This window comes from Streptomyces sp. P9-2, assembly GCF_051903975.1.
Classification (GTDB): domain Bacteria; phylum Actinomycetota; class Actinomycetes; order Streptomycetales; family Streptomycetaceae; genus Streptomyces; species Streptomyces cellulosae.
Genome location: NZ_CP192633.1, coordinates 4,641,194 through 4,667,035, shown reverse-complemented (window position 1 = coordinate 4,667,035; position 25,842 = coordinate 4,641,194). Strand labels below are relative to the sequence as shown.

The 25,842-nt window shown below is 73.4% G+C and carries 19 protein-coding genes; 16 read left to right on the top strand and 3 right to left on the bottom strand.

All coding sequences use genetic code 11. From position 1 onward, the window contains the following. Positions 1 to 190: 190 nt before the first annotated feature. Both ACQY0Z_RS21505 and ACQY0Z_RS21500 read left to right on the top strand, forming a co-directional pair. A complete protein-coding gene (locus ACQY0Z_RS21505) occupies positions 191 to 1,648 on the top strand; it encodes an aldehyde dehydrogenase family protein (RefSeq protein WP_439812681.1) in 1,458 nt (485 codons plus the stop codon). Positions 1,649 to 1,733: 85 nt separating this feature from the next. Beyond that, positions 1,734 to 2,030 (top strand): hypothetical protein, encoded by a 297-nt coding sequence (locus ACQY0Z_RS21500; protein ID WP_198427675.1) that lies wholly within the window; start codon positions 1,734 to 1,736, stop codon positions 2,028 to 2,030. A gap of 126 nt (positions 2,031 to 2,156) precedes the next feature. Here ACQY0Z_RS21500 and ACQY0Z_RS21495 read toward each other — a convergent pair whose 3' ends face one another. After that, a complete protein-coding gene (locus tag ACQY0Z_RS21495) occupies positions 2,157 to 2,873 on the bottom strand; it encodes an SDR family oxidoreductase (protein ID WP_189901868.1) in 717 nt (238 codons plus the stop codon). Positions 2,874 to 2,949: 76 nt separating this feature from the next. Here ACQY0Z_RS21495 and ACQY0Z_RS21490 point away from each other — a divergent pair, with 76 nt between their 5' ends. Further along, the gene (locus ACQY0Z_RS21490) at positions 2,950 to 3,765 is read left to right on the top strand and encodes a helix-turn-helix transcriptional regulator (protein WP_439812680.1); all 816 of its coding nucleotides are present in this window, start codon (positions 2,950 to 2,952) and stop codon (positions 3,763 to 3,765) included. Positions 3,766 to 3,933: 168 nt separating this feature from the next. Next, positions 3,934 to 6,699, top strand: a complete 2,766-nt coding sequence (locus ACQY0Z_RS21485) for a helix-turn-helix transcriptional regulator (RefSeq protein ID WP_189901870.1) — start codon at positions 3,934 to 3,936, stop codon at positions 6,697 to 6,699. 119 nt (positions 6,700 to 6,818) lie between these two features. Here the strand turns inward: ACQY0Z_RS21485 and ACQY0Z_RS21480 are convergent, their stop codons facing one another. Continuing rightward, positions 6,819 to 7,055, bottom strand: a complete 237-nt coding sequence (locus ACQY0Z_RS21480; protein ID WP_019527404.1) for a DUF6480 family protein — start codon at positions 7,053 to 7,055, stop codon at positions 6,819 to 6,821. 128 nt (positions 7,056 to 7,183) lie between these two features. On the opposite strand from ACQY0Z_RS21480, the gene ACQY0Z_RS21475 reads away from it, so the two are divergent. Beyond that, positions 7,184 to 9,082 carry an AMP-dependent synthetase/ligase gene (locus ACQY0Z_RS21475; RefSeq protein ID WP_439812679.1) on the top strand — a complete coding sequence of 633 codons (1,899 nt, stop codon included), beginning with the start codon at positions 7,184 to 7,186 and terminating at the stop codon, positions 9,080 to 9,082. A 146-nt stretch (positions 9,083 to 9,228) separates the two neighbouring features. Beyond that, complete coding sequence (locus tag ACQY0Z_RS21470) at positions 9,229 to 9,663, top strand: ATP-binding protein (protein WP_019527402.1); 435 nt, start codon at positions 9,229 to 9,231, stop codon at positions 9,661 to 9,663. A 29-nt stretch (positions 9,664 to 9,692) separates the two neighbouring features. Here ACQY0Z_RS21470 and ACQY0Z_RS21465 read toward each other — a convergent pair whose 3' ends face one another. After that, a complete protein-coding gene (locus tag ACQY0Z_RS21465; RefSeq protein WP_189901874.1) occupies positions 9,693 to 10,064 on the bottom strand; it encodes a PRC-barrel domain containing protein in 372 nt (123 codons plus the stop codon). 366 nt (positions 10,065 to 10,430) lie between these two features. On the opposite strand from ACQY0Z_RS21465, the gene ACQY0Z_RS21460 reads away from it, so the two are divergent. The 10 genes from ACQY0Z_RS21460 to ACQY0Z_RS21415 all read left to right on the top strand — a co-directional run bounded on the left by ACQY0Z_RS21460 (position 10,431) and on the right by ACQY0Z_RS21415 (position 25,755). Continuing rightward, positions 10,431 to 14,435 carry a HAMP domain-containing protein gene (locus ACQY0Z_RS21460; protein WP_347226336.1) on the top strand — a complete coding sequence of 1,335 codons (4,005 nt, stop codon included), beginning with the start codon at positions 10,431 to 10,433 and terminating at the stop codon, positions 14,433 to 14,435. A 38-nt stretch (positions 14,436 to 14,473) separates the two neighbouring features. Beyond that, on the top strand, positions 14,474 to 16,852 hold the full coding sequence (locus tag ACQY0Z_RS21455) for a SpoIIE family protein phosphatase (protein ID WP_254585573.1): 2,379 nt from the start codon (positions 14,474 to 14,476) through the stop codon (positions 16,850 to 16,852). A gap of 102 nt (positions 16,853 to 16,954) precedes the next feature. Next, positions 16,955 to 17,347 (top strand): STAS domain-containing protein, encoded by a 393-nt coding sequence (locus tag ACQY0Z_RS21450; RefSeq protein WP_026244112.1) that lies wholly within the window; start codon positions 16,955 to 16,957, stop codon positions 17,345 to 17,347. A 73-nt stretch (positions 17,348 to 17,420) separates the two neighbouring features. After that, positions 17,421 to 18,320: an STAS domain-containing protein gene (locus ACQY0Z_RS21445; protein ID WP_189901880.1), complete on the top strand. Its 900-nt coding sequence runs from the start codon at positions 17,421 to 17,423 to the stop codon at positions 18,318 to 18,320. After that, entirely contained in the window at positions 18,317 to 18,730 is a 414-nt protein-coding gene (locus ACQY0Z_RS21440; protein ID WP_189901882.1) for an STAS domain-containing protein, read from the top strand. The genes ACQY0Z_RS21445 and ACQY0Z_RS21440 overlap by 4 nt, the downstream gene beginning before the upstream one ends. After that, positions 18,730 to 19,173 (top strand): anti-sigma regulatory factor, encoded by a 444-nt coding sequence (locus ACQY0Z_RS21435; protein ID WP_381726707.1) that lies wholly within the window; start codon positions 18,730 to 18,732, stop codon positions 19,171 to 19,173. Before ACQY0Z_RS21440 ends, ACQY0Z_RS21435 begins: the two co-directional genes overlap by 1 nt. Beyond that, the gene (locus ACQY0Z_RS21430) at positions 19,173 to 20,240 is read left to right on the top strand and encodes a SpoIIE family protein phosphatase (RefSeq protein WP_439812678.1); all 1,068 of its coding nucleotides are present in this window, start codon (positions 19,173 to 19,175) and stop codon (positions 20,238 to 20,240) included. The genes ACQY0Z_RS21435 and ACQY0Z_RS21430 overlap by 1 nt, the downstream gene beginning before the upstream one ends. Next, positions 20,237 to 21,958 carry a PP2C family protein-serine/threonine phosphatase gene (locus ACQY0Z_RS21425; RefSeq protein ID WP_189901888.1) on the top strand — a complete coding sequence of 574 codons (1,722 nt, stop codon included), beginning with the start codon at positions 20,237 to 20,239 and terminating at the stop codon, positions 21,956 to 21,958. Before ACQY0Z_RS21430 ends, ACQY0Z_RS21425 begins: the two co-directional genes overlap by 4 nt. Before the next feature lie 130 nt (positions 21,959 to 22,088). Further along, positions 22,089 to 23,462 (top strand): FAD-dependent oxidoreductase, encoded by a 1,374-nt coding sequence (locus ACQY0Z_RS21420; protein WP_189902153.1) that lies wholly within the window; start codon positions 22,089 to 22,091, stop codon positions 23,460 to 23,462. A gap of 61 nt (positions 23,463 to 23,523) precedes the next feature. Further along, on the top strand, positions 23,524 to 25,755 hold the full coding sequence (locus tag ACQY0Z_RS21415) for an FUSC family protein (RefSeq protein WP_189901890.1): 2,232 nt from the start codon (positions 23,524 to 23,526) through the stop codon (positions 25,753 to 25,755). The last annotated feature ends 87 nt before the right edge of the window (positions 25,756 to 25,842 follow it).

The window sequence follows — 25,842 nt, the reverse complement described above, 5'->3', positions numbered from 1 at the left end:
CAGTTCCCCACGCCTCTTCGGGGCGCTCGGGCTGAGCGCGTCCGGCACCCTCCCAGGGTCAGTACTGACGCTGGGAGGCCGGCGGGCGGATGTCAGTCAGGTGACGGAGGCTGTCGGTACGGGGGCCGAGCCATTCTCGTGGAGACATCGAAACCGCCCGGTACCCGGGCGAGACCACGAGGAGCGGACCATGACCACCATCGCGCGGCACTGGATCAACGGACGGTGGACCGGCTCCGGCTCGGTTCTGCAGTCGATCAACCCGGCCGACGGCACCGTCGTCGGCTCGTTCTACGACGGTGGCGAGGCGGAGGCCTCGGCCGCCGTGGACGCCGCCGCCACCGCGTTCGAGACCACCGAGTGGGCCCGCACTCCCTCCCTTCGGTCGACCGCGCTCAGCCGGCTGGCCGACGCCCTCAAGGCCCGGACACCCGAGGTCGCGGCCATGCTGTCCCGGGAGAACGGCAAGCTGCTGGGCGAGACCACGTGGGAGGTCAGCGGCGCGGTCGGGTGGCTGCGGTACGCGGCGGCGTCCGCACGTACCCAGAACGCCGGGCGCGCCGCCGAGACGGCACCCGGCCAGTACACCCACTCGGTGCCCGAGCCGCTCGGTGTCGCCGGGATCATTTCTCCCTGGAACTCCCCCGTCATGCTGACCGTGCGGGCGCTGGGCCCGGCGCTGGCCGCCGGCTGCACCGTCGTGGTCAAGCTTCCGGCTCAGACGGCGCTGACCAATGAGCTTTTCGCGCAGGTCCTGGCCTCGGTCCCGGAGATCCCTGCGGGCGTGGTCAGCGTGTTCACCGAGTCCGGCAACACCGGGGCCCCGTTCCTGGTCTCCTCGGACAAGGTCGCCGTGATCAACTACACCGGCAGTACGCCGGTCGGGCGCCGTATCGCGGCCGCGGCCTCCACCACGCTCAAGCGGGTCGGTCTGGAACTGGGCGGCAAGGCGCCGATGGTGGTCCTTCCCGACGCCGATCTGGACCTGGTGATCCCGACCGTCGTGCAGTCGCTGGTGCTGATGAACGGGCAGTTCTGCTGCACCGGTTCCCGTGTACTGGTTCACCGGGACATCGCCGACCAGGTGCGCACCCGCCTCACCGACGCCCTCGCGCAGGTGCGGCTCGGCTCGGGCGACGACGAGAAGGCCCAGCTCGGCCCGGTGATCGACCGGGCGTCCGCCCAGCGGGTGGACGCGATCGTCGAGGAGGCCGCCTCGTACGGCACGGTGCTGCTGCGCGGCGGTGCGGTCACCGACGGCCCGCTGGCCGCCGGGGCGTTCTACCGGCCGAGCCTGGTCGAGGTGGACCGCACCGACGTCCGGATCGTGCAGGAGGAGGTCTTCGGCCCGGTCCAGACGTTCGAGATCTTCGACGACGAGGACGACGCCGTGACCAAGGCGAACGCCACCATCTACGGCCTGGCCGCCTCGGTGTTCAGCTCGGACTCGATGAAGGCCCGCCGGATCGCCCGGCGCATCCGCACCGGCACGGTGTGGATCAACACCTGGGGAGCCGTCAGCGAGGATTTCGAGGAGGGCGGCGTCAAGGGAAGCGGTTACGGCTACCTGTGCGGCCCGCGAGCGATCGAGGAGTTCCAGGCCCTCAAGGTGTACGTGGAGCAGGACCACACCCGGTCCGCCCACTGATCGGATCGTCGCCCGGCCCGGCGCCCACCTGGGCGCCGGGCAGCCCGTCGTGCACGGTACGCAGCATTGTGATGTGGAGTGGTCCATGAACGAGAGACCTGTTTCCCCCCTCCGGGAGCAGAGCCGCGACGCGGTCGCGGACGCCGAAGCCCGGAGCGGTCCCACCGTTCCGGCCGCCGTCCGGCGTGGGAAGCTGTGGCTCCTCACCGTGTGCGGCATCTATCCCACCATCGTCCTGCTGGGCCTGGCCACGGACCCTGTTCTGGGGGATCTGTACCTGCCGGTGCGACTCGCCGTACTCGTCCCGGCGGCGGCAGCGGCGATGGTCTGGCAGATCAATCCCCGGCTGCAGCGGCGTTTCGGAGCCTGGCTCACCAGATGACCAGCAGCCCGGCTCCGCCCCCGGTGCGCTCCGCGGCGCCCGCACACCACAGAGGGAAGGGCGAGGAAGGCACCGCGGTGGCAGTTCCGTGACGCCCCCTCGCCCCCGCCGGGACCTGGCGGCTCGTCACCAGGGCACGGGGGTCCCGTCCCAGGAGAAGAAGCCTCCGGTGGGGCCGTCGTCCGGCAGCAGGGCCAGACGGAGGGCGCCTTGTGCGGCCTCCGCCGGGTCGCCGCCGGCAGCGGCGGCCCCGGGAGTGAGATCAGTGGCCCGCAGACCGGGAGCGAGCGCGTTGACCTTGAAGCCGTCGTCGGCCAGCGTCTGGGCGTACAGGACGGTCAGGGCGTTGAGGGCGGCCTTGGACGAACGGTAGGCGGCGGCGCCGCCGCTTCCCGGGGTGAACTGGGGATTGGGATGCGTGCTCCAGGTCAGCGACGCGGTGCCACTGGAGATGTTGACGACACGCGGGCGCGGCGACCGGCGCAGGGCGGGCAGGAAGGCATTGGTCACCGCCACCACGCCGAACACATTGGTCTCGTACGTGCGCCGGAACTCCTCGACGCCGGTGCCGGCCGGCGGGGCGAGTGACACCGAGACGCCGGCGTTGTTGACCAGCACGTCCAAGCGGTCCACCTGAGCCGCGGCCTGTGCGATGCCGTCCGGATCACTCACGTCGAGGACGAGCGGGCGGGCCCCGGCGCCGATCTCCTCGACGGCCCGCTGCCCGCGCCCGGGGTCGCGGGAACCCACGTACACGGTGAGGCCCTCGGCGGCGAGGAGCCGCGCAATATGCTTGCCGATGCCCTTGTTTGCACCGGTGACCAGTGCTGTGCGTTCGTTCATGGCAGCCACACTTCCCCGGTCGCAGGCGTCCGGCCAGGGACAGTCCGTACCAGGCAGTGGGAGGGCAGGAGGCGGTATGGCACGGCAGGAACTGGCCCAGTACCTGCGGGGACGCCGGGCGGCCCTGCGGCCGCACGAGATCGGCCTGCCGGAGACGGGCACCGCCCGCCGCACACCGGGCCTGCGCCGCGAAGAGGTGGCGGAGCTCGCCCACATGTCGGTCGACTACTACACCCGGCTGGAACAGGCCCGGGGACCGCGGCCGTCGGCCCGGATCCTGGACGCGCTGGCCCGCGCGCTGCGCCTCACGCCGGCCGAACGCAGCCACCTGTTCCGCCTGGCGGGTTCGAGCGCGCCGCCCGGCACCACCGCCGTGCGCCGGGTGCGCCCGCACGTGGCCCGGATGCTGGACAGGCTGCCGGAGACCGGTGCCGTCGTCACCGACGCGGCGTACCACGTCGTCGCGTGGAACCCCCTGGCCCGGGCACTGCTGGGCGGTGACCTCGCAGACGGGACGCCGAACCTGGCCCGCCGCCGCTTCCTCGGCCGGGGGCGGACGTACGAAAGCTCCGGCTCCGAGGAATTCGGACACATCGCGGTGGCGCGGCTGCGCCGGGCCGCCGACCGTTACCCGCACGACCCGCGGCTGGCCGCTCTGCTGGCCGAACTGCACGACGGCAGCGAGGAGTTCCGGCAGATCTGGCAGACCCGTCCGGTCCACGCCCCCGGGCACCGCAGCAAGACCCTGGAGCATCCGGAGGCCGGCGCTCTGCGGTTGAACTGCGACGTCCTGCTCGTGCCCGAGGACGACCAGGAGGTCGTCCTGACCACGGCCGACCCCGGATCGCCCGCCGCACGGGCCCTGCGCAGCCTGGCCGGGCAAGCGCCCTGATCCGCCCGGCTCCCGGACCGTCCGGCCACGCGTGCGTCGAGCAGGAGCTGCGGGTGTCGGCGCAGCGGACGGCTTCCGGCTCCGTTTGCCGGCGGGTGCGATACTTCCTGGTCGAGTGCGTGGCTGGTGGTTCGACTGCCTCGCGAGGTACGGCGAGGGACGCGGCGGATGTGGGCGAAGTCAGGGACAGGCACGGGCGTCGGCCCGACCGGGCTGGTCGGCCGGGAGGGCGAACTCGCCGAGCTCGCGGCGTTCCTGGAGACGGCCGGGACGGACGGAGCCGTCCTGCTGCTCACCGGTGATCCGGGCGTGGGGAAGACGGCACTCCTGGACGCGACCGCCGAGCTGGCGGCGGCGAAGGGGATGCGGGTCGTCCGCGGGAGCGGTGTCGAGTACGAGACGGACATCAGCTTCGCGGGGCTCCATCAGCTCGTCGGCTCGCTGCCGGACGTGTTCGGCCGTCTGCCGCGTGCCGTGCGGGAGGCCCTCGAGGTCGCCCTCGGTCTCGGCGCCGGTCCCGCGCCGAGCCGGATCGCCGTCCTGAACGCGGCACTGTCCCTGTTCGACGAGGCCGCGAAGGAGCGGCCGTTGCTCCTCGTGGTCGACGACCTCCATGTCGTCGACCAGGCGAGCCAGGCCGCGGTGGGTTTCGTCGCCAGACGACTGGGGGGCCGCCGCATCGGGCTGCTCGGAGCGCAGCGGGCGGAGTCCGGCGCGTCCTTCCCGTCCACCGGTCTGCCGGAGCGCGCGATCGCGCCGCTGGACGACGCGGACGCCCTGCGGCTGCTGTCCCGACGCTTCGCCCACCTCCCCCGCCGGGTTCTTTCGACCGTGGCGCACGAGGCGCAGGGAAACCCCCTGGCGCTCCTCGAGTTCGCCGGGTCCACCGGGGCGTCCGGCGGCCGACCCGGCCGAGGGGCGGGACGGGCGAGCGGCCCGGGGCGGGATGTGCGCGCCCTGTACGGCGCCCGCGTCGGACGACTGCCGCGGGAAACGCGCGAGATCCTGCTGCTCGCGGCTCTCGAGGGCTCCGGCGACATCGGCGTTCTCGAGGCGGCCGGCGGGCCGGGCAGCCTCGATGAACTCGCTCCCGCGGAGCGTGACCACCTGATCATGGTCACGGAGAACGGCCGCGCGGTGCGCTTCAGGCATCCGCTGGTCAGGTCCGCGGTGGTCGACGGTTCCACCGGCGAGCAGCGGCGCGGCGCCCACCGCCGGCTGGCCGACGCGCTGGCCGGCCAGCCCGAGCGGCACGGTGATCACCTCGCCAGAGCCACGACGGCCCCCGACGAGGCGGTCGCCGCCGTCGTGGAGTCGGCGGCCCGGAGCAGCCTGCGGCGCGGTGACGCCGACGGCGCGATAGCGAGACTGCGGCGCGCGGCCGAGCTGAGCCCCGACCGCGCGGACCGCAGACGCCGCCTGTCGCAGGCCGCCTATGCCGCCGCCTGGGTGGCGGGGCATCTGGAGGTCAGCCACGAGATCATGCGTGAGGTCACGGGCGGTCCGGCCGCACGGTCGCTCTCGGCGGCGGCGACGGCCGGCTTCCTCCTGCTCGTCACGGAAGGCGACGCCGACACCGCCCACGCGCTGCTGACGGAGGCGGTCGGGCAGGCGCCGGTGGCGCCCGGTCCGCCGTCGGGTGAGCTGGAGACCGCGCTGTTCACTCTCACCCTCGCCAGCCAGTACTCGGGCCGGCCGGAGCACTGGGAGCCTCTGGTCGACGTGCTCGCCCGGTTCCCCGAGGCGACGCCCGCCGCCGCGGCATCGCTGGGGCGCGTCCACCACGACCTCGGTTCCGTCACCGACGGCATGCTGCGCCGCCTGGACGAGGAGATCGCGCGGCTGAGGGACCAGAGCGACGCCGACGTGGTCGTCCGCACCGCCCTGACCGCCTCGTACCTCGACCGGCTTCCGGGGTGCCGCGAGGCCCTGTCCCGGGTCATACGCGACGGCGGCGCGGTGGGATCGAGCATGCCGGCCCTGATGTTCGTCGCCCTGGACGACCTGTACAGCGGCCGGTGGCAGGCGTCGGCCGGCGCCGCGGACGAGCTCATCGCCCTGTCCGAGGAGACGGGGTATCACCTCTTCTCCCAGGTGGGGCACTACGTCGCCGCGATGGCCGCGGCCCAGCTCGGCGCCCTCGACGCGTGCCGGGAACACTGCGAGGCCGTCTGGGGGTGGTCGGGTCCCAGGGGCCTGAGGCGGCTGGAGAACTGCGCCCACCAGGCGGCGGCCCGGGCGGCACTCGGCGCCGCCGACTTCGAGACGGCGTTCCGGCACGCCACGGCGATCTGCGCCCCGGGTGTGCTGCCGCCGTTCAACCCCGAGGCCGTGTGGTCCGCGCCGGACCTCGTCGAGGCCGCCGTACGCACCGGGCGGCACGCCGAGGCGCGACGGCACGCGGACGCGCTGCGCGACGCCGGTGTCGGTCACCTCTCGTCGCGGTTCGCGCTGAGCGCGGCCACGGTCACGGCGATGACATCGGCTGCCGAGGACAGGGGCCGGTGCTTCGAGGAGGCGCTCGGACTGCCGGGCGTCGAGCAGTGGCCCTTCGAGGCCGGCCGGGCTCGTCTGGCGTACGGCGAAGCGCTTCGCCGGCAAGGACGCAACCGTGACGCCCGGGTGCAACTGGCTGCCGCCCGCGGCCTCTTCGAGGAACTCGGGGCCCGTTCGTGGGAAGCCCGGGCCGCGGCGGAGCTCCGCGCCACCGGCATGACGCGGACCGGCCGGGGCAAGGCCGGTGAGGCCCTCACCCCGCAGGAGCTGGAGGTCGCGAGGCTGGCGGCGACGGGGCTGTCCAACCCGCAGATCGCGTCGCGTCTGTTCCTTTCGCCGCGGACCGTGTCGTCGCATCTCTACCGTGTGTTCCCGAAGCTCGGAATCACGTCGCGGGCCGAACTCCGCAACGCTCTGGAGGCGCTGCCTCCCGCGTAGCGCCGTACGGCGTTCGTGCGGGTGCGTGGGGGCTTCTCGCGCAGTTCCCCGCGCCCCTCCAGGGCACACGTGACCCGCCGCCGGCCTCGTGGGGCCGGTGACCAGGGTGGCCGGGTCCCTTACAGGAGCAGGATGATCGCGTAAACCAGGAAGAACGCCGCGATGAAGGCGACCACGGCGAGGATCGCGGTCAGGGGGCCCTTGGACCAGCCCTTGGCGGGGTTGTGGTCCAGTTCGTACGGGCCCGCCTCGGGCATGCTGCTCTCCGCGGGCGGGGTCTCGCCCGGGGGGACGCCGCCACCTGCCTCGAGGCCGGTGGTGCGGTCCGGATCGGGATCGGGATTGACGTAGGTCATGGGGACCGGGTCCCCCGAAAGCGGCCCAGTCATCAGTGCGGACACACTTGACGTGATCCCGGCCCAGGGCCCGCCCGGCTGGACTACATTCATGCACCGTCACCCCCCGTCACCATGAGGAGCAGTGCATGCGCGACCTCGCTCTCGCTCCGCCGTACGCCTCGCCCCTGACCGGCGGCCTCGCCGACAGCCTGTTCGCGAGGGCGGCCGAGAGCCCGACCATGCCGGTGCTGGCCCGCCGCACCGGGGCCTCCGCCACCTGGGAGGAGGTCAGCGCCGTCGAGTTCCGCGACGAGGTGGTCGATCTCGCCAAGGGCCTGATCGCGTCCGGCATCCAGCCGGGCACCCGCGTCGCGATCATGGCGCGCACCCGCTACGAGTGGACCGTCCTGTGCCACGCCCTGTGGACGGTGGGCGCCGAGGTCGTGCCGGTCTACCCCACCTCCTCGCGGGAGCAGGTCGAGTGGATCCTGCGCGACGCCGGCTGTGTGGCCGTGCTGGTCGAGGACGAGCAGAGCGTGATGACCGTGGGCTCGGTGTGCGCCCAGCTGCCCCGGCTGCGGCACGTGTGGCAGCTCGACGCGGGCGCGCTGGACCAGCTGGTGGCGCGCGGCGAGGCCATCCCGGCGGCGACGGTCGACTCGCTGCGGCGGATCGTGCTGCCGGACACGACGGCCGTGGTGGCGTACACCTCCGGCACCTCGGGGCACGCCATGGGCTGCGCCCTCAGCCACCGCGGGCTGGCGTTCATCTGCGACACGCTGCTGGCGGGCTGGGGGCATGTCGCGGCGCCGCCCGGCGAGCAGGGGTCCGTGCTGGCGTTCCTGCCGTTCTCGCACGTGTACGGGCTGATGATCCAGAGTCTGTGCATCCGCGGCGGCCTGCTGATGGGCCACGAGCCGGACCTGGGCGCCGACGCGCTGTCGACGTCGCTGCGGTCGTTCCGTCCCACGTATCTGTACGCGGTGCCGTCCTTGCTGGAGAAGATCTACAAGAACTTCCTGCGGGCCTCGCAGTTGTCGGGGCGCGGGGCGCTGTTCGAGCGGGCCGCCGGCACCGCGCGTGACTTCGCGGCGGCGACGGAGCGGCAGCGCCTCGGACGCGGGTCCGGGCCCGGCTTCGACCTGCGGATGCAGCACGCCCTGTACGAGCGGACCGTGTACCGCAAGCTGCGGGCGACGCTCGGCGGCCGGGTGCTGCGGGCCACGTCCGGCGGCTCCCCGCTCTCCCGCGACCTGTCCCTCTTCTACGAGGGCATCGGCATCTACGTGCACGACGGCTACGGCCTCACCGAGACCAGCGGCGGCATCACCATGCAGCCGTACGGCAGGGAGAAGTCGGGGACGGTCGGGCAGCCGCTGCCGGGCACCGCGATCAAGGTGGCCGAGGACGGGGAGATCCTGGTGCGCGGGCCGTCGGTGTTCCAGGGGTACATCGGCGAACCGGCCGCGACCCGGGCGGCCCTGCGGGGCGGGTGGCTGGCCACGGGCGACCTGGGCCGGCTGGACGGCGAGGGCTACCTGACGATCACGGGCCGCAAGAAGGACATCATCGTCACCAGCAGCGGCAAGAGCGTGGCCCCGGCCGCCCTGGAGCAGCGGCTGCGGATGCACCCCCTCGTCCACCAGGCCGTGGTGGTGGGCGACAACCGGCCGTGCGTGGGCGCCCTGATCACGCTGGACCCGGAGTTCCTGGCGGACTGGCGGGCGGCCCTGTCGCTGCAGGGCGACGCCCCGGCGCGGGAGGCGCGGGAGGAGAACGCGCTGCGGGAGGAGATCGGGCGGGCGGTCGCCGCCGCCAACAGCAGCGTGTCCAGGTCGGAGTCGATCCGGGTGTTCCGTGTGCTGCCGGAGCCGTTCGACGTGTCCAACGGACTGCTGACGCCGTCGATGAAGCTGCGCCGGGACGAGATCGTGCGCCGCTACGCCCTGGAGATCGACGCGATGTACCAGTCCCGCACGCGCCCGGCGCGCCCCCCGGTGCGCACCGACGCGTCGGTGTGGGACGAGGACAACGTGTTCCGCTGATCATGCGCGCCACGGGGTGCGGGGTTTGTCACCCCGCACCGTCGGGCAGGCGGGCGCGTAGGCTCCGCCCGCACGGGAACCCAACGATCGGGGAACGCAACAGCAGCGACGACCGCCCCGGCGACGACCGGGGCCTGGAAGGCGACATGGCACCCGAGTCGCGTAGGGACAGGACACTGGCCGGCGAGGAGATCACGAGCCGCATCGCCAGCTTCCCGGGGGAGCTGCACGATGTGACGGACGCACGTCTGGTCGCGGAGGAATTCCTCTTCGACCTGGCCCGCGCGTCGGCGCCGTCGGCGCCGGAGCACTGGGACGACATACTCCTGGTGGTCACGGAACTGGCCGCCAACGCGGTGCAGTACGCCCCCGGACCGTTCGAGCTGCGGCTGCGCCGCACGTTCGACGGGGTGCATGTGGTGATGCACGACACCAGCACCACCGAGCCGGCCCCGCGCCCGTTCCATCCGCACAGCGGCGGGGGCGGCATCGGATGGCATCTGATCCACACGCTCTGCGACCAGGTGAGCGTCGTGACGCATGGGCAGGGGAAGGACATCCACGTCTTCCTGCCCTGGTGAACCCGGCGGCGGGGCGGCAGGCCCCGCGTTCATCCGGCGGGCCGCTCCTCGCGGGGCAGCTCGCTGTAGTAGTAGCCGACGGCGGTGAGGTAGACCCGGTCCATGGTCTCGCTGTCGGTGCGGAAGCGCGGCGCGGCCTTCAGCTCGGCCCGGGTGCAGGACACCGTCAGCTTCCGCCCCTCGGTGTCGACCGAGGTGATCACCCCGACGGGGACCAGGAGACTGCGGCCGAACACCCACACACCCGTGTCCACGACGAGGTGCGGCATGCCGTGGTGGGCGGCCTGGCGGTCGACGTGGCCGGCGGTGCCGTCGCGCGCGACGACGGTGTAGCCCGTGAGGTCCGCTTCCCGGGCGTGGCCGACGCCCGGCGCGTACGACCAGATGCTGTCGGTGGGCACTGCTTCCGGCCTCCCCGGGGTACGACTGCTCGCCATGAACTGCTCCCCCTTCGCACGAGCGGGGCCGGAACTCCGCCCCCCTCCACCCGAGCGGATACCCGTCCGGCGGGCACACATTCGAACGGCGCCCGCCGAATGCGGCCGGCCCGGCCGGGCGAACGTCCGAGCGGACGTGAAACCGCATCAGGTACCCCGGTTTCCCGGGAACATGCACGCCGGAAAACGTGATTCTCAACCGGCCCGGAAAGCCCCCCTCCTGCTTTGTCGCGCGCCCGCGTACTGGGTTAATCTGCGGCGTATTTCTCGCCGCGCGACTCCGCTGATCTGCGGAAATGCGCACTGAATGGGGCCGGAACGAGGGTGCGCATGACCAGGGGAAGCACCGAGGGGACCGACACGGTGCCGGGGGACAAGGAGCTGCGACAGCTCCTCGCGGGACTGACGGCCGTACGGGACGGGGACTTCGGTACCCGCCTGCCCGGGGACGCCGACGGGCTCATGGGGGACATCGCCAAGGTCTTCAACGGGATGGTGGACCAGCTGTCGCTGTTCACCTCCGAAGTCACCCGTGTCGCACGCGAGGTGGGCACGGAGGGGACGCTCGGCGGACAGGCGCAGGTGCCGGGGGTCTCGGGCACCTGGGCGGACCTCACCGACTCGGTGAACGCGATGGCGGGCAACCTCACGGCGCAGGTGCGCAACGTGGCGCAGGTGACGACGGCGGTGGCGAAGGGCGACCTGTCGCAGAAGATCACCGTCGACGCCCGCGGCGAGATCCTCGAACTCAAGAACACCATCAACACGATGGTCGACCAGCTCTCCGCCTTCGCCGACGAGGTCACCCGCGTCGCCCGCGAGGTCGGCACCGAGGGACGCCTCGGCGGGCAGGCGGACGTTCAGGGTGTACGGGGCACCTGGCGGGACCTGACCGACTCGGTGAACTTCATGGCCGGCAACCTCACCGGCCAGGTGCGCAACATCGCGCTGGTGGCCACGGCGGTCGCGGAGGGCGACCTGTCGCAGAAGATCACCGTCGACGCCCGCGGCGAGATCCTCGAACTCAAGAACACCATCAACACGATGGTCGACCAGCTCTCCGCCTTCGCCGACGAGGTCACCCGCGTCGCCCGCGAGGTCGGCACCGAGGGGCGTCTCGGCGGACAGGCGCAGGTGCGGGGGGTGTCGGGCACCTGGAAGGACCTCACGGACAACGTCAACGTGATGGCGTCCAACCTGACCGGTCAGGTGCGCTCCATCGCCCAGGTCGCCTCCGCGGTCGGCCGGGGCGACCTGTCGCAGCGGATCCGGGTCGAGGCGGCGGGCGAGGTCGCGGCGCTCGCGGACGTCATCAACACGATGGTGGACACGCTGTCCGCGTTCGCCGACGAGGTCACCCGCGTCGCCCGCGAGGTCGGCACCGAGGGACGCCTGGGCGGGCAGGCGCATGTGCCGGGTGTCGCCGGCACATGGAAGGACCTCACCGACAACGTCAACTCGATGGCCAACAACCTCACCGGCCAGGTGCGCAACATCGCGCTGGTGACGACCGCGGTGGCCCGGGGCGACCTGTCGAAGAAGATCGACGTCGACGCGCGCGGCGAGATCCTGGAGCTGAAGACGACCATCAACACGATGGTCGACCAGCTCTCCGCCTTCGCCCAGGAGGTCACCCGCGTCGCCCGCGAGGTCGGCACCGAGGGGCGTCTCGGCGGGCAGGCGGAGGTCGAGGGCGTCTCCGGCACCTGGAAGCGGCTCACGGAGAACGTCAACGAGCTGGCCGGGAACCTCACCCGGCAGGTCCGCGCGATCGCCGAGGTGACCAGCGCGGTCGCCGAGGGCGACCTGACCCGCTCGGTGAACGTGGAGGCGTCCGGCGAGGTCGCCGAGCTCAAGGACAACATCAACGCGATGGTGGAGTCCCTGCGCGAGACCACCCGGGCCAACCAGGAGCAGGACTGGCTCAAGACCAACCTGGCCCGGGTGTCCGGGCTGATGCAGGGTCACCGCGACCTGCCCGTGGTCGCGGAGCTCATCATGGACGAGCTGGTGCCGCTGGTGTCCGCCCAGTACGGGGCGTTCTACCTCGCGGAGGACGGCGAGGACGGCCCCGAGCTGCGTCTCGTCGGCTCCTACGGCTACCCGGACGACAGCGGGCGGCCGACGCGCATCGCCTTCGGCAGGACGCTGGTCGGTCAGGCCGCGCGCAGCCGGCGCACCATCCTGGTGGACCAGCTTCCGCCGGACTACGTCACCATCTCCTCCGGGCTCGGACAGGTGGTGCCGACCGCGCTGGTGCTGCTGCCGATCGTGGTCGAGGGCCAGGTGCTCGGCGTGATCGAGCTGGCGTCGGTGACCCCGTTCACCCAGATCCACCAGGACTTCCTGGCGCAGCTGATGGAGACCATCGGCGTCAACGTCAACACCATCGTGGCGAACGCCCGCACCGACGAGCTGCTGGTGGAGTCGCAGCGGCTCACCGCCGAACTGCAGGAGCGGTCCGCGGAGTTGCAGACCCAGCAGGAGGAACTCCAGCGCTCCAACGCCGAACTGGAGGACAAGGCGGCGCTGCTGGCCTCGCAGAACCGGGACATCGAGGCGAAGAACCTGCAGATCGAGCAGGCCCGGCAGGAACTCGAGGCGCGGGCGCAGCAGCTGTCGCTCGCCTCGAAGTACAAGTCGGAGTTCCTGGCGAACATGAGCCACGAGCTGCGCACCCCGCTCAACAGCCTGCTGATCCTGGCCCAGTTGCTCGCCCAGAACCCCTCGCGCAACCTCTCCCCCAAGCAGGTGGAGTACGCGCAGATCATCCACTCGGCGGGCTCGGACCTGCTGCAGCTGATCAACGACATCCTCGACCTGTCGAAGGTCGAGGCGGGCAAGATGGACGTCAGCCCCGAGCGGGTGGAGCTGCGCCGTCTCGTCGAGTACGTCGAGGCGACGTTCCGGCCGATGACCATGCAGAAGAGCCTGGACTTCACGATCACCACCGCGCCGGGCGCGCCCGCGGACCTGCTCACCGACGACTCGCGGCTGCGTCAGGTGCTGCGCAACCTGCTGTCCAACGCGGTGAAGTTCACCGAGCGCGGCCAGGTGGAGCTGCGGATCGAGCCGGCCCCGGACGACGAGGTGCCGCAGGAGGTGCTGCGGGGCGGCCCCGTGGTCGCCTTCCGGGTGCGGGACACGGGCGTGGGCATCCCGGAGCAGCACCTGGAGTCGATCTTCGGCGCCTTCCAGCAGGCCGACGGCACCACCAGCCGCAAGTACGGCGGCACGGGCCTGGGTCTGTCCATCACGCGGGAGATCGCGCACCTGCTGGGCGGCGCGGTCACCGTGGACAGCGTCGCGGGCCAGGGCTCCACGTTCACGCTGTTCCTGCCCGTCGCCCGGCCCGACTTCGAGCAGCAGCTGCGGCCCGCGCCCGCCGTGGAGGGGGAGCCGGCCGGGGACGAGTTGCCGGAGGCCGCGTCCGGCCGGACGCCCGCGATCGAGGCGGCCCCCGCCCAGCACGGCCGGCGTCCGCGCCGTCTGCTGGTGGTGGAGGAGCGGCCCCGGGGTCTGCTCACCCTGGTCGCGGAGAGCGTGGTGCAGGACGTCGCGCACACCGGCGGCGGCTCCCGTCCGGCGGTCGACATCATCACCGCCGTCGGCGCCCAGGAGGCGGCCGGCGCGCTGGCCGCCGATCCCTGCCACTGCGTGGTGCTGGAGCTGGGCATGGCGGAGGCGGAGGTGACCCGCTTCCTGGAGGCGCTGCGCGGCGACTCCGCGCTGGCGAGCGTGCCCGTCCTGGTGCACAGCGGACACCGCGCCGACGCCGGGGTGGAGGCGGCCCTGCGCGACCGTGCCTCGGGCACGGCGCTGGAGTTCCTGTCCAGCCTGGACGAGCTGCGGGAGCGGATCGCGCTGCATCTGTCGGCGGAGGAGCCCGGCGACGTGCTGTCGCTGGTGCGGCCGGACGAGGCGCAGCGGACCGCGCCGGAGGCGGTGGTGGACGGCTCGTTCGCGGGCCGGACCGTGCTGGTCGTCGACGACGACGCGCGCAACCTCTTCGCGCTCAGCGGCATCCTGGAGCTGCACGGCTTCCGGGTGCTGCACGCCGAGGACGGCCGCAAGGGCATCGAGAGACTGGTGGACCACCCCGAGGTGGCACTGGTCCTGATGGACGTGATGATGCCCGAGCTGGACGGGTACGCCGCCACGGCCGAGATCCGGTCGATGCCGCAGTACGCCGACCTGCCGATCATCGCGGTCACCGCGAAGGCGATGCCCGGGGACCGGGAGAAGAGCCTCGCGTCGGGCGCCAGCGACTACGTCACCAAGCCGGTCGACAGCCGTGAGCTGATCGCCTGCGTGCGCCGCTGGCTGCCGGCATGAGCGTCCACGGGCACCCGGGCGGGCCGCCGCCCGAGGAGATGGAACTGCTGAGCACCCCGGCGGGTCCGGCCGGGGTGGCCGCCGACTCCCCCGTGGGCCGGCTCGCGGCGACGGTGGACCGGCTGAGCCGTGAGGTGCGGGCCGCGCAGGCGGAGGCCGAGGGGCGGGCGCTGATCGAGCTCGCCAAGGGCATCCTCGTGGAGCGCCTCGGGTGCGGTCCCGCGCAGGCGGCGCGGCAGCTCGCGGAGCTGACCGGGCAGGCAGGGACGACCCAGCTGGAGTTCGCCGTCGAGGTGATCAACCAGGCCGCCCGCGACCGGATGTCCGAGGTGACGCACGCCTTCCTGGCCGCCACCCGGGCGGCCGCCGAGGCGGAGGCGGAGGGGGACCCTGCGGCCGTACGGCTGCGGGCGGCGGAGAGCGGGGCGCTCGCCGCCGACGACACCCAGGCGGTGGCGGAGTCGCTGCTGGAGCAGGCGCTGCGTCCGCTGGGCGCGGTCGCCGTGGCGATCTGGGCGGCGGGCGCCGACGGGTCGCTGACCCTGGCCGGCAGCGCCGGCTTCTCCCCCGCCGAGGCGGCGCGCTGGTACTACGTGCCGCCGGACGTGGCGACGGTCGCGCGATGCGGTCTGGCAGAGCGTGAGGGGCTGTGGATCGAGTCGCTGTCGGAGCGGGGACTGCCCAGCGTGGGCCGGCACCACCACCCCGACGGCGGCCGCGCGGCCGTGCCCGCCGGGACCGGCGGGCGGGTGTACGGCGTGCTGGAGATCGTCTGGCCGGCGCCGCTGCCCCCGCAGCGGCCGCAGATAGTGCGTCAGGTGGAGGCGCTGGCGGAGCTGTGCGCGCACACCCTGGAGACGTACACGGCGCCGGGCGGCCCCGCCCGGCCGGAGCGGGCGCTGCCGGACGCGGCGGAGCTGATGGACCTGGCGGACGGGCTGTACGACCCGGCCCTGGTGCTCGTGCCGCACCTGGACGCGTCGGGCAACCTGCTCGACTTCCGCATCCAGCACGTCAACAGCCGCTTCCTGGACCCGGCGGGCCGGCCGCGCGGCATGGTCAGCGGGGCGCTGCTGCTGGAGGCGTACCCGATGGCCGCCGGGGAGAGCGAGCTGTTCCAGCGGATCGAGCGGGTCTACGCCACGGGTGAGCCGTTCCGGGCCCGGCGGATGCATCTGACCGCGCTGGTGGACCAGGTGCCGCTGTCGGCGGTCGCGGACATCAGCGTCAGCCGGCACGGCTCGGGGATCCTGTTCATCTGGCGGATCGAGGACGAGACGGCCCGGCTGGCGAGCCTGCTGCAGCACGCGCAGCGGCTCGGCCGGATCGGCGGGTTCGAGGAGAACCTGCTCACCGGGGAGATCACCTGGAACGGGCAGCTGTTCGACCTCTACGGGCGTCCGGAGACCAGTCCCCCGGTGCCGCTGGAGGACCTGCCGGCGTACGCCCACCCGGACGACGCGGTCGCCATCGGCCGTTTCCTGCGCACGCTGCTGCACCACCGGCGCCCGGCCTCGGCCGCGTTCCGGCTGCAGCGGCCCGACGGGGTGACCCGGCACATCCGGGTGGTCGCCGAGCCGGTGCTGGACACCGACGGGCGGCTGCTCACCGTACGGGGCGCCTACCAGGACATCTCGTCGCAGCACTGGACGGAGGTGGCGCTGGCCGCGACCCGCGACCAGCTGGCCCACACCGAGCAGCACGCCAGCGAGCGGGACCGGCTGGCGCTGCAGCTGCAGCGTGCGATCATGCCGCCCGCGCAGGCCCCGCTGCAGATGCCCGACCTGGACGTGGCCGTGCGCTACCGGCCGGCCGAGGCGGAGCAGCTGGTCGGCGGCGACTGGTACGACGCGGTGGTGCTGCCGTCGCGTCTGGTGCTGCTGTGCGTGGGCGACGTCGCGGGGCACGGCATCGAGGCGGCGACCAGCATGGTCGTGCTGCGCAACGCGCTGCGCGGCCTCGCCGTCACCGGCGCGGGGCCAGGGCAGCTGCTGTCGTGGCTGAACATGGTCGTGCACCATCTCACCGGCGGGGTCACGGCCACCGCCGTGTGCGGTCTGTACGACCCGGCCACCCGCACCCTGCGGTGGGCGCGGGCGGGTCATCTGCCGCCGGTGCTGGTGCGCGGCTCGGAGGCGGCCCCGCTGCCGCCGGTGCGCGGTCTGCTGCTGGGCGCCGTCCCCGAGGCGCGCTACGAGGAGGGCGAGGTGCAGCTCGCCGCGGACGACAACCTGCTGATGTACACGGACGGTCTGATCGAGCGCCGCGACCGCTCGGTGGAGGAGTCGCTGACGCACCTCCTCACCACCGCGGCGAAGGCCCCGGGCACGCTCGACCAGCGGCTCGACCGGCTGCTCACGTACAGCAGGTCGGACACCGACGACGACACGTGCATCGTGGGGATCAGGGTGGGGTAGGTCACGCGGACGGCCGATCCGGCGGGGGCAGGCATGAGGGGGCGATTCGGGGGTACGCGCGGCTGCGCGACGAAGAGCTTGATCACCTTGTTGGAGGTACTCGTGCCCATTGCCCAGGACCCATTGTCCGTCGAGGTGACACTTCCTCGTGAGGACGTGGCCCTCGTGACCGTCGAGGGCTACTTGGACGTCGACACCGCGACCGAGTTCCAGCACCATCTGGCGAACCAGCTGCACCACGGCCGCCGGCACTTCCTGCTGGACCTGTCGGCGGTGCCGTTCATGGACTCCTCCGGCATGAACATCATCCTGCGCGTCTACCAGGAGGCGCGGGAGCTGCCGGGGAGCGTGCACATCATCTCGCCCACCCCCGCGGTGCGCCGGATCCTCGATCTGACGGGCGTCAGCATCACCGTGCCCGTGTCGGAGAGCGTCGACGAGGCGCTGGAGCGCGTCGACCACCCGCAGGCGGCCCCGGCCGAGCCCGAGGCCTGAGCGGGACCGCCCCGCCCGCCCGGCCCCGTCACGGGTCCGGGCGCTTTGTGACGACGAGGAGGAGAGCAGACAGGTGCCGGAGCACGAAGCGGACGCGACCCAGGTGAGCCCCGCCCGGGAGGTCGGGGAGTTCCTGCGGCGGCGACGGGAGCAGATCGCCCAGCGATGGGCCGACGAGCCCCTGTTCCGTACGGTGTTCACCGTCTCGCGCGACGAGGCGGTGGACGCGGGCCGGGTGATCGTGGACGCGCTGGCCCAGGTGGCCGACGCGCAGCGGATCGAGGACCCGGACGCCGCGGGGTTCACCGGGGTGCGCGAGCAGCTCGCCCGGATGGGGGCGGCCCGCTCCCGCGCGGGGTTGTCCACCACCCAGGTCTCCAGCGAGCTGGCCGCGCTGCTGCCGCCGGTGGAGAACCTCCTGGTGGCCGATCTGGCCCAGGAGGACCCCGAGCGGCGGCGGGAGTGCGCGACCGCGCTGAGCGTGCTGATGGGCACGCTGCGGCTGGTCACCATGCAGACCGCGCTCAGCGAGAACCAGGCCCTGATCGACCGGCAGCGGCTCCAGCTGCTGGAGGTGGCGACACCGGTGATCAAGCTGTGGGACGGGATCGTGGCGGTCCCGCTGATCGGGACGCTGGACAGCGCCCGCAGCCAGGTGGTGATGGAGACGCTGCTGAACGCGGTCGTCGACCAGCACGCCCGGTTCGCGATCCTCGACATCACAGGGGTGCCGACGGTCGACTCGCTGGTCGCGCAGCACCTGATGAAGACGGTCGCCGCCGCCCGGCTGATGGGCGCCGAGTGCGTCGTCTCCGGCATCCGCCCGGCGATCGCGCAGACCATCGTCCACCTCGGCCTCGACCTCGGCACGGTCAAGACCCGCGCGAGCCTCGCCGACGCGCTCGGGTACTGCCTGAACGAGCTGGGCGCGAACATCGTGAACGCCCCGGCCGAGGGTGCGGTCCTGCGGTGAGCGAACACTTCGCCCGTCCGGCCGCGGGCCATGTGCCGGTGCTGCGGCTCGGGGACGTCCTGCTGGTCACCCTCCAGGGCGATCTGCACGACGGCATGGCGTCCCAGCTTCAGCAGGACCTGGCCGAGACGATCGTCGCCAGCCGGGTCACCGGGGTGGTGATCGACATCTCCGGCGTGGAGATCGTCGACTCCTTCCTCGGCCGGGTGCTGGCCGAGACGGCGGCGCAGACCGAGCTGCTGGCCGCGCGGACCGTGGTGGCGGGCATGCGTCCCGCGGTCGCCATCACGCTGGTGGAGCTGGGCCTGACGTTCCCGGAGCTGCGTACGGCCCTGAACACGGAGGCGGCTCTGGCGCTGCTGTCGCAGCCCGTCGTGGCGAACCGGCGCGGCGGCGAGGGGAGACCGTGATGGACACCGCCGCGGATGTGGAGGCGCGGCTGCCCATCCGGTCGGACATGGACCTCGCGTGGGTGCGTCAGCACGTGCGGCAGGCCGCCACCCGCGTCGGCTTCGGTCTGGTGGACCAGACGAAGCTGGTGACGGCCGCCAGCGAGCTGGCCCGCAACACGCTGGTGCACGGCGGGGGCGGCGTGCTGGAGACGACACGCGTCACCGCCGCCGACGGCACGCCCGGGCTGCGGCTGACCTTCTCGGACGAGGGCCCCGGCATCCCGGACCTCGACCGGGCCCTCAGCGACGGCTACACCTCGGGCGACGGACTGGGCATGGGTCTGGGCGGGTCGCGGCGCCTGGTGCACGACTTCGAGGTGGACAGCACCCCGGGTGCGGGCACCACCGTGCGGGTCACCTCCTGGGTGTCCCGGCCGGTCCGGCCGCGCGGGGGCGTGTGATGCCGCGCGTGTGGCATGTGCCGGTGCACGACGCGACCCGGGTGCGCGACGTCAGGGTGGCGGCCGAGGAGGCCGCGGGCCGCGCCGGGCTGGACGAGCAGCGCCGGGCCGCGTGCTCGCTGGTGGCCACCGAACTGGCGACCAACCTGCTGAAGCACGCGAAGGCGGGCGAGGTGGTCGTCGACGTGGTCGACCCCGCCGTGCTGCCGGAGGGACGGCCAGGACGGGCCGTGCAGATCACCGCCCTCGACCACGGACCGGGCATCGCCGACGTGGCCGGGGCGTTCGAGGACGGGTTCACCACCGGCGGCTCGCTCGGCGCGGGCCTCGGGACGTGCCGGCGGATCGCCGACGCGTTCGGCCTGCACAGCGTGGTGGGCCGGGGCACGGTCGCGGTGGCCCGGGTCGGGCCCGCCACGGCGGGGCTCGTGCCCGAGGAGGACCCGTCGCGCTCCCTCGGGGTGCGCGCGGGCGGGATCAACGTGCCGTTCGCGGGCGCGGAGCTGTCCGGGGACGCCTGGTCGTGGGTGCGGTCCGGCGACCGGGTGACGCTGATGCTGGCGGACGGCCTCGGGCACGGCGCGGAGGCCGCCCGCGCCTCCGACGCCGCCATGGAGGAGCTGCGGCACTGCGCCCGGCTGCCGCCCTCCGAGCTGCTCCAGCGGCTGCACACAGCGCTGTCCGGGACCCGCGGTGCGGCGGTCGCCGCGGTCCAGCTGGACACCTGGACCGGACGGCTGCGCTTCGCGGGCATCGGCAACGTGACCGCGCGGCTGCGGGACGGCGGACGCTGGCGGACGCTGCTGTCCCGGCCGGGGATCGTCGGCGCGCACCGGCCGCGCACGGTGCGCGAGGACGAGGTGGCCTGGACCCCGGAGAGCCTGCTGATTCTGCACACGGACGGGCTGTCGTCGCGCTGGACGCCGCCCGCGGACACCGGCGTGCCCCCGGCCGACCCGGCCGTGACGGCCGCCGTGGCGGTCCGCGACGCGGGCAGCGCGGCCCGTCCGGTACGGGACGACACCGCCGTGGCCGTGCTCGCCAACGTCCCGGAGGCTTCTTCATGACGCGTGCCTGGCGCATCGCGACCGTCACCGACGCGGCCCGCGCCCGGATCTCCGTGGCGCGTCTGGCCGCCGCGTGCGGGGTGCCCACCGTGACCCGGACCCGGCTGGCCGCCGCGCTGAGCGGGCAGCTGCGGCAGTGCCTCACCAAGGGCGGCACATGGCTGCTGACCGTGGAAAGCAGCGAGGGGACCGGGGGCGGTCCCGGCGAGCTGCACGTGGTGCTCGTCCCGGCCCCGGACGGCGCCGCCGGGGAGCGCACCCCGTGGACGACGTCCGTGCCCTGCCCCGACCCCGGCCGGCTGTCCGACCCGTGCCCGGTGCCGGAGGAGACGGCCGCGCTGTCCGAGGGGCTGCTCGGGGCCGACGAGGACACCTCGCTGGTGCTGGAGGAGCTGGCCGCGCAGGAGGATCTGGTCGCCTTCCACCGGGAGGAGCTGCACCAGACCAACCAGGGCGTCCTGGCGCTGCACGCCGAGCTCGACGCGGCGGGCAGGGCGCAGCGGGAGGCGTTCGCCGCGGAACGCCGGGCGCGTACCGAGGCGGAGAACGCGCGGCGGCGGCTGACGTTCCTCGCGGACGCCAGCGCGGCGCTGACCGCGTCGCTGAACCACGACGAGATCCTGCGGCGGCTGCCGGAGCTGCTGGTGCCGCGGTACGCCGACGGCGTCGACGTCTGGCTGTTCGACCACGAGGACGGCCGCCCGCTGCCCGCCGACCATCCGGGCGCGGCGGTGCAGGCGGCCCGCACCGGGCGCCCGCAGTACGCCGCCGACCATCCCGGCAACCTGCCGGGCGTGGAGGACCGGCCGCCGTCCGCGCTGGCCCCGGACCGGCCGCTGCTGTGCGTGCCGCTGCTGACGCCGCGCCGGGCTCCGCTGGGCGTGCTGACGCTGTCGCCGCAGGGCGAGCGGTGGGACCCGGACGACGCGGTGATGCTGATCGAGCTGGCCCGGCGGGCCGGGATCGCCCTGGACAACGCGCGCCGGTTCGAACACAACCGGGACATCGCGGAGACGCTGCAGCGGGCCCTGCTGACGGAGCTGCCGTCGGCCCCGGGCGTGGGGCTGGCCGCGCGCTATCTGCCCGCCACGCACGGGCTGAACATCGGCGGCGACTGGTACGACGCGTTCCTGCAGCGGGACGGCAGCCTGGTCACCGTCATCGGCGACGTGACCGGGCACGGGCTGCACGCGGCGGTGATGATGAGCCAGCTGCGCACCGCGCTGCGCGCCTACGCCGTGGACGGCGACAGCCCCGGACGGCTGCTGACCCGGCTGCACGGCTATCTGCGCCATCTCCAGCCGGACCTGTTCGCGACGGCCGTCATCGCCCGCTTCCACCCGGACGACCGCACCCTCACCTGGGCCGCGGCGGGCCATCCGCCGCCGGTACTGAGGCTGCCGGACGGCGAGGTGCGCACGCTGGACGCCAAGCCGGGCGCGATGCTCGGCATACCGCTGAGCCAGGACATCCCCGACCACACCGAGCGGCTGGCGCCCGGCTCGACGCTGGCCCTTTACACCGACGGCCTGGTGGAGCGGCGCTCCCAGGGCATCGACCCGGGCATCGAGCGCCTCGGCTCGGCCCTCGCCTCGTTCGACCGCGCGGAGCTGGACACAGACCTGGAGGACGCGGCGGACCGCGTGCTGCAGCCCCTTCTCAGCGACTCGGAGCGCGACGACGACGTGTGCCTGCTGCTCTGTCACCTGCGGGGCTGAGGACGGGGCGGGTCCCCCGGCGCGACGGTTCCCGGTGCGGTCCGGGGCCGGGGCGGGCATCGTGGAGCTGAACAGGGGCACGCGTCAGGCATCGACGTTCGAGGCGGACCGCCTGAAGCCGCACGAAGGGATGGACATCGTGACACGACCCAGGATCCTCGTGGTGGGCGCCGGTTTCGCCGGTGTGGAGTGCGTGCGGCGGCTGGAGCGCAGGCTCACTCCGGGCGAGGCGGAGCTGACGCTGGTGACGCCGATGTCCTACCAGCTGTATCTGCCGCTGCTCCCCCAGGTCGCCTCCGGAGTGCTGACCCCCCAGTCGATCGCGATCTCCCTGCGGCGCAGCGAGAAGTACCGGACCCGGATCATCCCGGGTGGCGCGATCGGCGTGGACCTGCGGGCGAAGGTGTGCGTCATCCGCACCATCGCCGGGGAGACCGTCGACGAGCCGTACGACTACATCGTGCTGGCGCCCGGCAGCGTCACCCGCACCTTCGACATCCCGGGCCTGACGGACCACGCCTTCGGGCTGAAGTCGCTGGCCGAGGCCGCCTATCTGCGCGACCACGTGATCTCCCAGCTGGACCTGGCGGACGCCTGCAGCGACCCGGCGGAGCGCGCCTCGCGGCTGCAGTTCGTGGTGGTCGGCGGCGGCTACGCCGGCACCGAGACCGCGGCCTGCCTCCAGCGGCTGACGCACGCCGCCGTCGAGCGCTACCCGCGCCTCGACCCCGGCCTGATCAAGTGGCACCTGATCGACATCGCGCCCAAGCTGATGCCCGAGCTGGGCGAGAAGCTGGGGCGCAGCGCGCAGGAGATCCTCACCCGGCGCGGCATCGAGATCTCGCTGGGCGTGTCCATCGCCAAGGCGGGCGCCGAGGAGGTCACCTTCACCGACGGCCGGGTGGTGCCCACGCGCACGCTGATCTGGACGGCGGGCGTGGTGGCCAGCCCGCTGATCGGCACGCTCGACGCGGAGACCGTACGGGGCCGGCTCGCGGTGAACGCGGACATGCGGCTGCCGGGGTACGACGGGGTGTTCGCGCTCGGCGACTCGGCCGCGGTGCCGGACCTGGCCAAGGGCGACGACGCAGTGTGCCCGCCGACCGCTCAGCACGCGCTGCGGCAGGGCCGGCACGTCGCGGAGAACGTCATCGCCTCCTTGCGGGGCAGGCAGACCCGGCCGTACATGCACCAGGACCTGGGGCTCGTGGTGGACCTCGGCGGCAAGGACGCGGTGTCCAAGCCGCTCGGGTACGAGCTGCACGGCCTGCCCGCCCAGGTGGTGGCCCGCGGCTACCACTGGTCGGCGCTGCGCACCGGGGTGGCCAAGACCCGTGTGATGACCAACTGGCTGCTCAACGCGGTCGCCGGCGACGACTTCGTCCGCACCGGCTTCCAGGCGCACCGGCCGGGCAACCTGCGCGACTTCGAGTACCTGGACGCCTACCTGACACCGGAGCAGGTGCGGGCGCACGTCGAGGAAGCGGGCCGGGCGGCTCGGTGACCCGGCACACGGAGGCCGGGACGACGGACGAAGCGGTGACGACGGGGGAGCGTGCGCGGGCGTGAGGGCGGCGGTACGGCGGTCGGGCACACGGCTGCGCGACCACCTGGCGGCGTCCGACCCCGGGCTGCTGCGGCTGACCGCCGGGCTGCGCACGGTGGGGGCGATCGCGCTGACCCTGGCCGTGCTGGCCCCGACCGGCGCGGACATCACCCATCTGGTGGCGGGCGCGATGACGTCGATGGCCGCCACCTTCGCCGTCCGGGAGCGGAAGCGCGGGGCGCAGGCGGTCACGCTGGCGCTGGGGCTGCCGGTGGCGCTGGCGTCGGTGTCGGCGGGCGCGCTGCTGAGCGAACGGGTGGTCGTCGGGGACGTCTTCGCCGTCCTGCTGATCTTCTGCGCGGTGTACGGCCGGCGGTTCGGCGACCGTGGGATGACGCTGGGGCTGATCGGCTTCCAGATGTACTTCGTGTCCCTGTTCGTGGGCGCGAAGCCCGATCAGCTTCCCGCGCTGTGGGCGGTGACGACGGTCGGGTTCGCCTGCAGCGCCCTGGTGCGGTTCGCCGTCGTGCCGGTGACGCCGACCGGGCTGCTGGCGCGGCTGCGGCAGGCGTTCCGCGTGCGGCTGGCGCGGCTGGTGTCGGCGCACATCGCGCTGCTGGACGCGGGGCCGGACGAGGTCGACAAGGCGCTGGAGGAGGTGCGGGAGCGCACCGCCCGGCTGCACGAGACGGCGCTGATGATCCAGAGCCGGCTGGAGGAGGGCACCCCCGACGAGCCGACCGCGCGCCTGGTGCAGCGGCGCGTCGCCGACGCGGAGATCGCCGCCGAGCGGCTGGGACTGCTGCTGCTGTCGGCCCGTAGTGCCGAGCGGGCGGACACCCTGACGCTGCATCTGCCCGGCGCGCCCGCGCCGGAGGTGGGGCGGCTGCCCGGCCCCGAGGAGGCGACCGCGCTGCTCCGCCGCGATCTGCGGGCGCTGCGCGCGCTGGTGCTGCGGAGGGACACGTCCGGAGCGGGCGTGGCCCAGGTGCGCAACCGGCTGCTCGGCTACCGGGACGAGGAGAACCTCCCGGCCGCCTCCGCGCCGGTGCGGGACGTGTTCCGGGGCATCGGCGAGGCGGCCCGCGCGGTGATGGGGCTGCGGATCGCCCTGGACGGGCCGCAGGACGAGTCGGACGACAGTCCCGCGACGGCCAGGTCGCGGGAGGAGCTGGACGCCGAGGACGCCGCGATCGACGCCGAGGAGGCGGAGGAGGCCGAGGAGCCGAAGGGGCTGCAGCGGCCCACCACGCGGGCGGCCGTGCAGGTGGCCGTCGGCTCGACGCTGGCCATCGTCGGCGGGGAGCTGCTGTCCACGGACCGCTGGTACTGGGCGGTGCTGACCTGCTGGATCGTCTTCATCAACACCGCGTCCACCGGGGAGATCCTGGTCAAGGGCTACCGGCGGCTGCTCGGCACGGTGTTCGGGGTGGTCGCCGGGATCCTGCTGGCCGGTCTGGTCGGCGGGAACACGGTGCTGGCGTTCGTGCTGGTGCTGGTGCTGATCTTCGCCATGTTCTACACGGCGCCTCTGTCGTACACCCTGATGTCGTTCTTCGTCACGGCGATGCTGGGGCTGCTGTACACCCTGCTGCACACCTACAGCTGGGAGGTGCTGGTGCTGCGGGTGGAGGAGACGGCGCTGGGCGCGGTGTGCGGGGTGGTCGCGGCGGCGCTGGTGCTGCCGGTGCGGACCGATCGGCGCACCAACGAGCTGCTCGTGACGGTGCTGGAGCGGCTGTCGGACGTCACCGAGGCCGCCGTGACGCAGCTGAGCGGCGGGCCGGCGGACGAGCTGCTGGACAAGGCGCGGGAGCTGGACCAGGCGCTGGGCGACCTGCGGTCGGCCACCAAGCCGCTGACGCACCCGGTGACGCCGCTGCGGGCACGGCGCACCACCGCGCGGTACGTGGTGGCGCTGCTGGAGACCTGCGCGTACCACGCGCGCTCGCTGGCCGCGACGGCGGAACTGCTGCCGACGCACCCGTCCATCGCTGCGGACCCCCGCCTGCGGGGTGCGGCGGGCCGCACGGTCCGCAACATCCGCACGATCGCGGCCCGTGTCGCCGACGACGAGGTCACGGCTCCCGTCGAGACGGGCCCGAGCATCGCGTCGCTCCTGGCCGACGACGACGCGTCCCGCTACGGCCGCATCACCGGGCGCGTCCTGCGCCATCTGGAACGCCTGGACGAGGCGGTGGTGGGGTTGGCGCGGCCGCTGGACGTTCCGGTGAAGGCACCGGAACACTGAGATTCCGCCCATGAGCTCGGGTCGCGCCGGGCGGGGCGGGTGCGGCGGAGTGGGTGCCGGTCGCGCAGTTCCCGCGCCCCCGTCGTG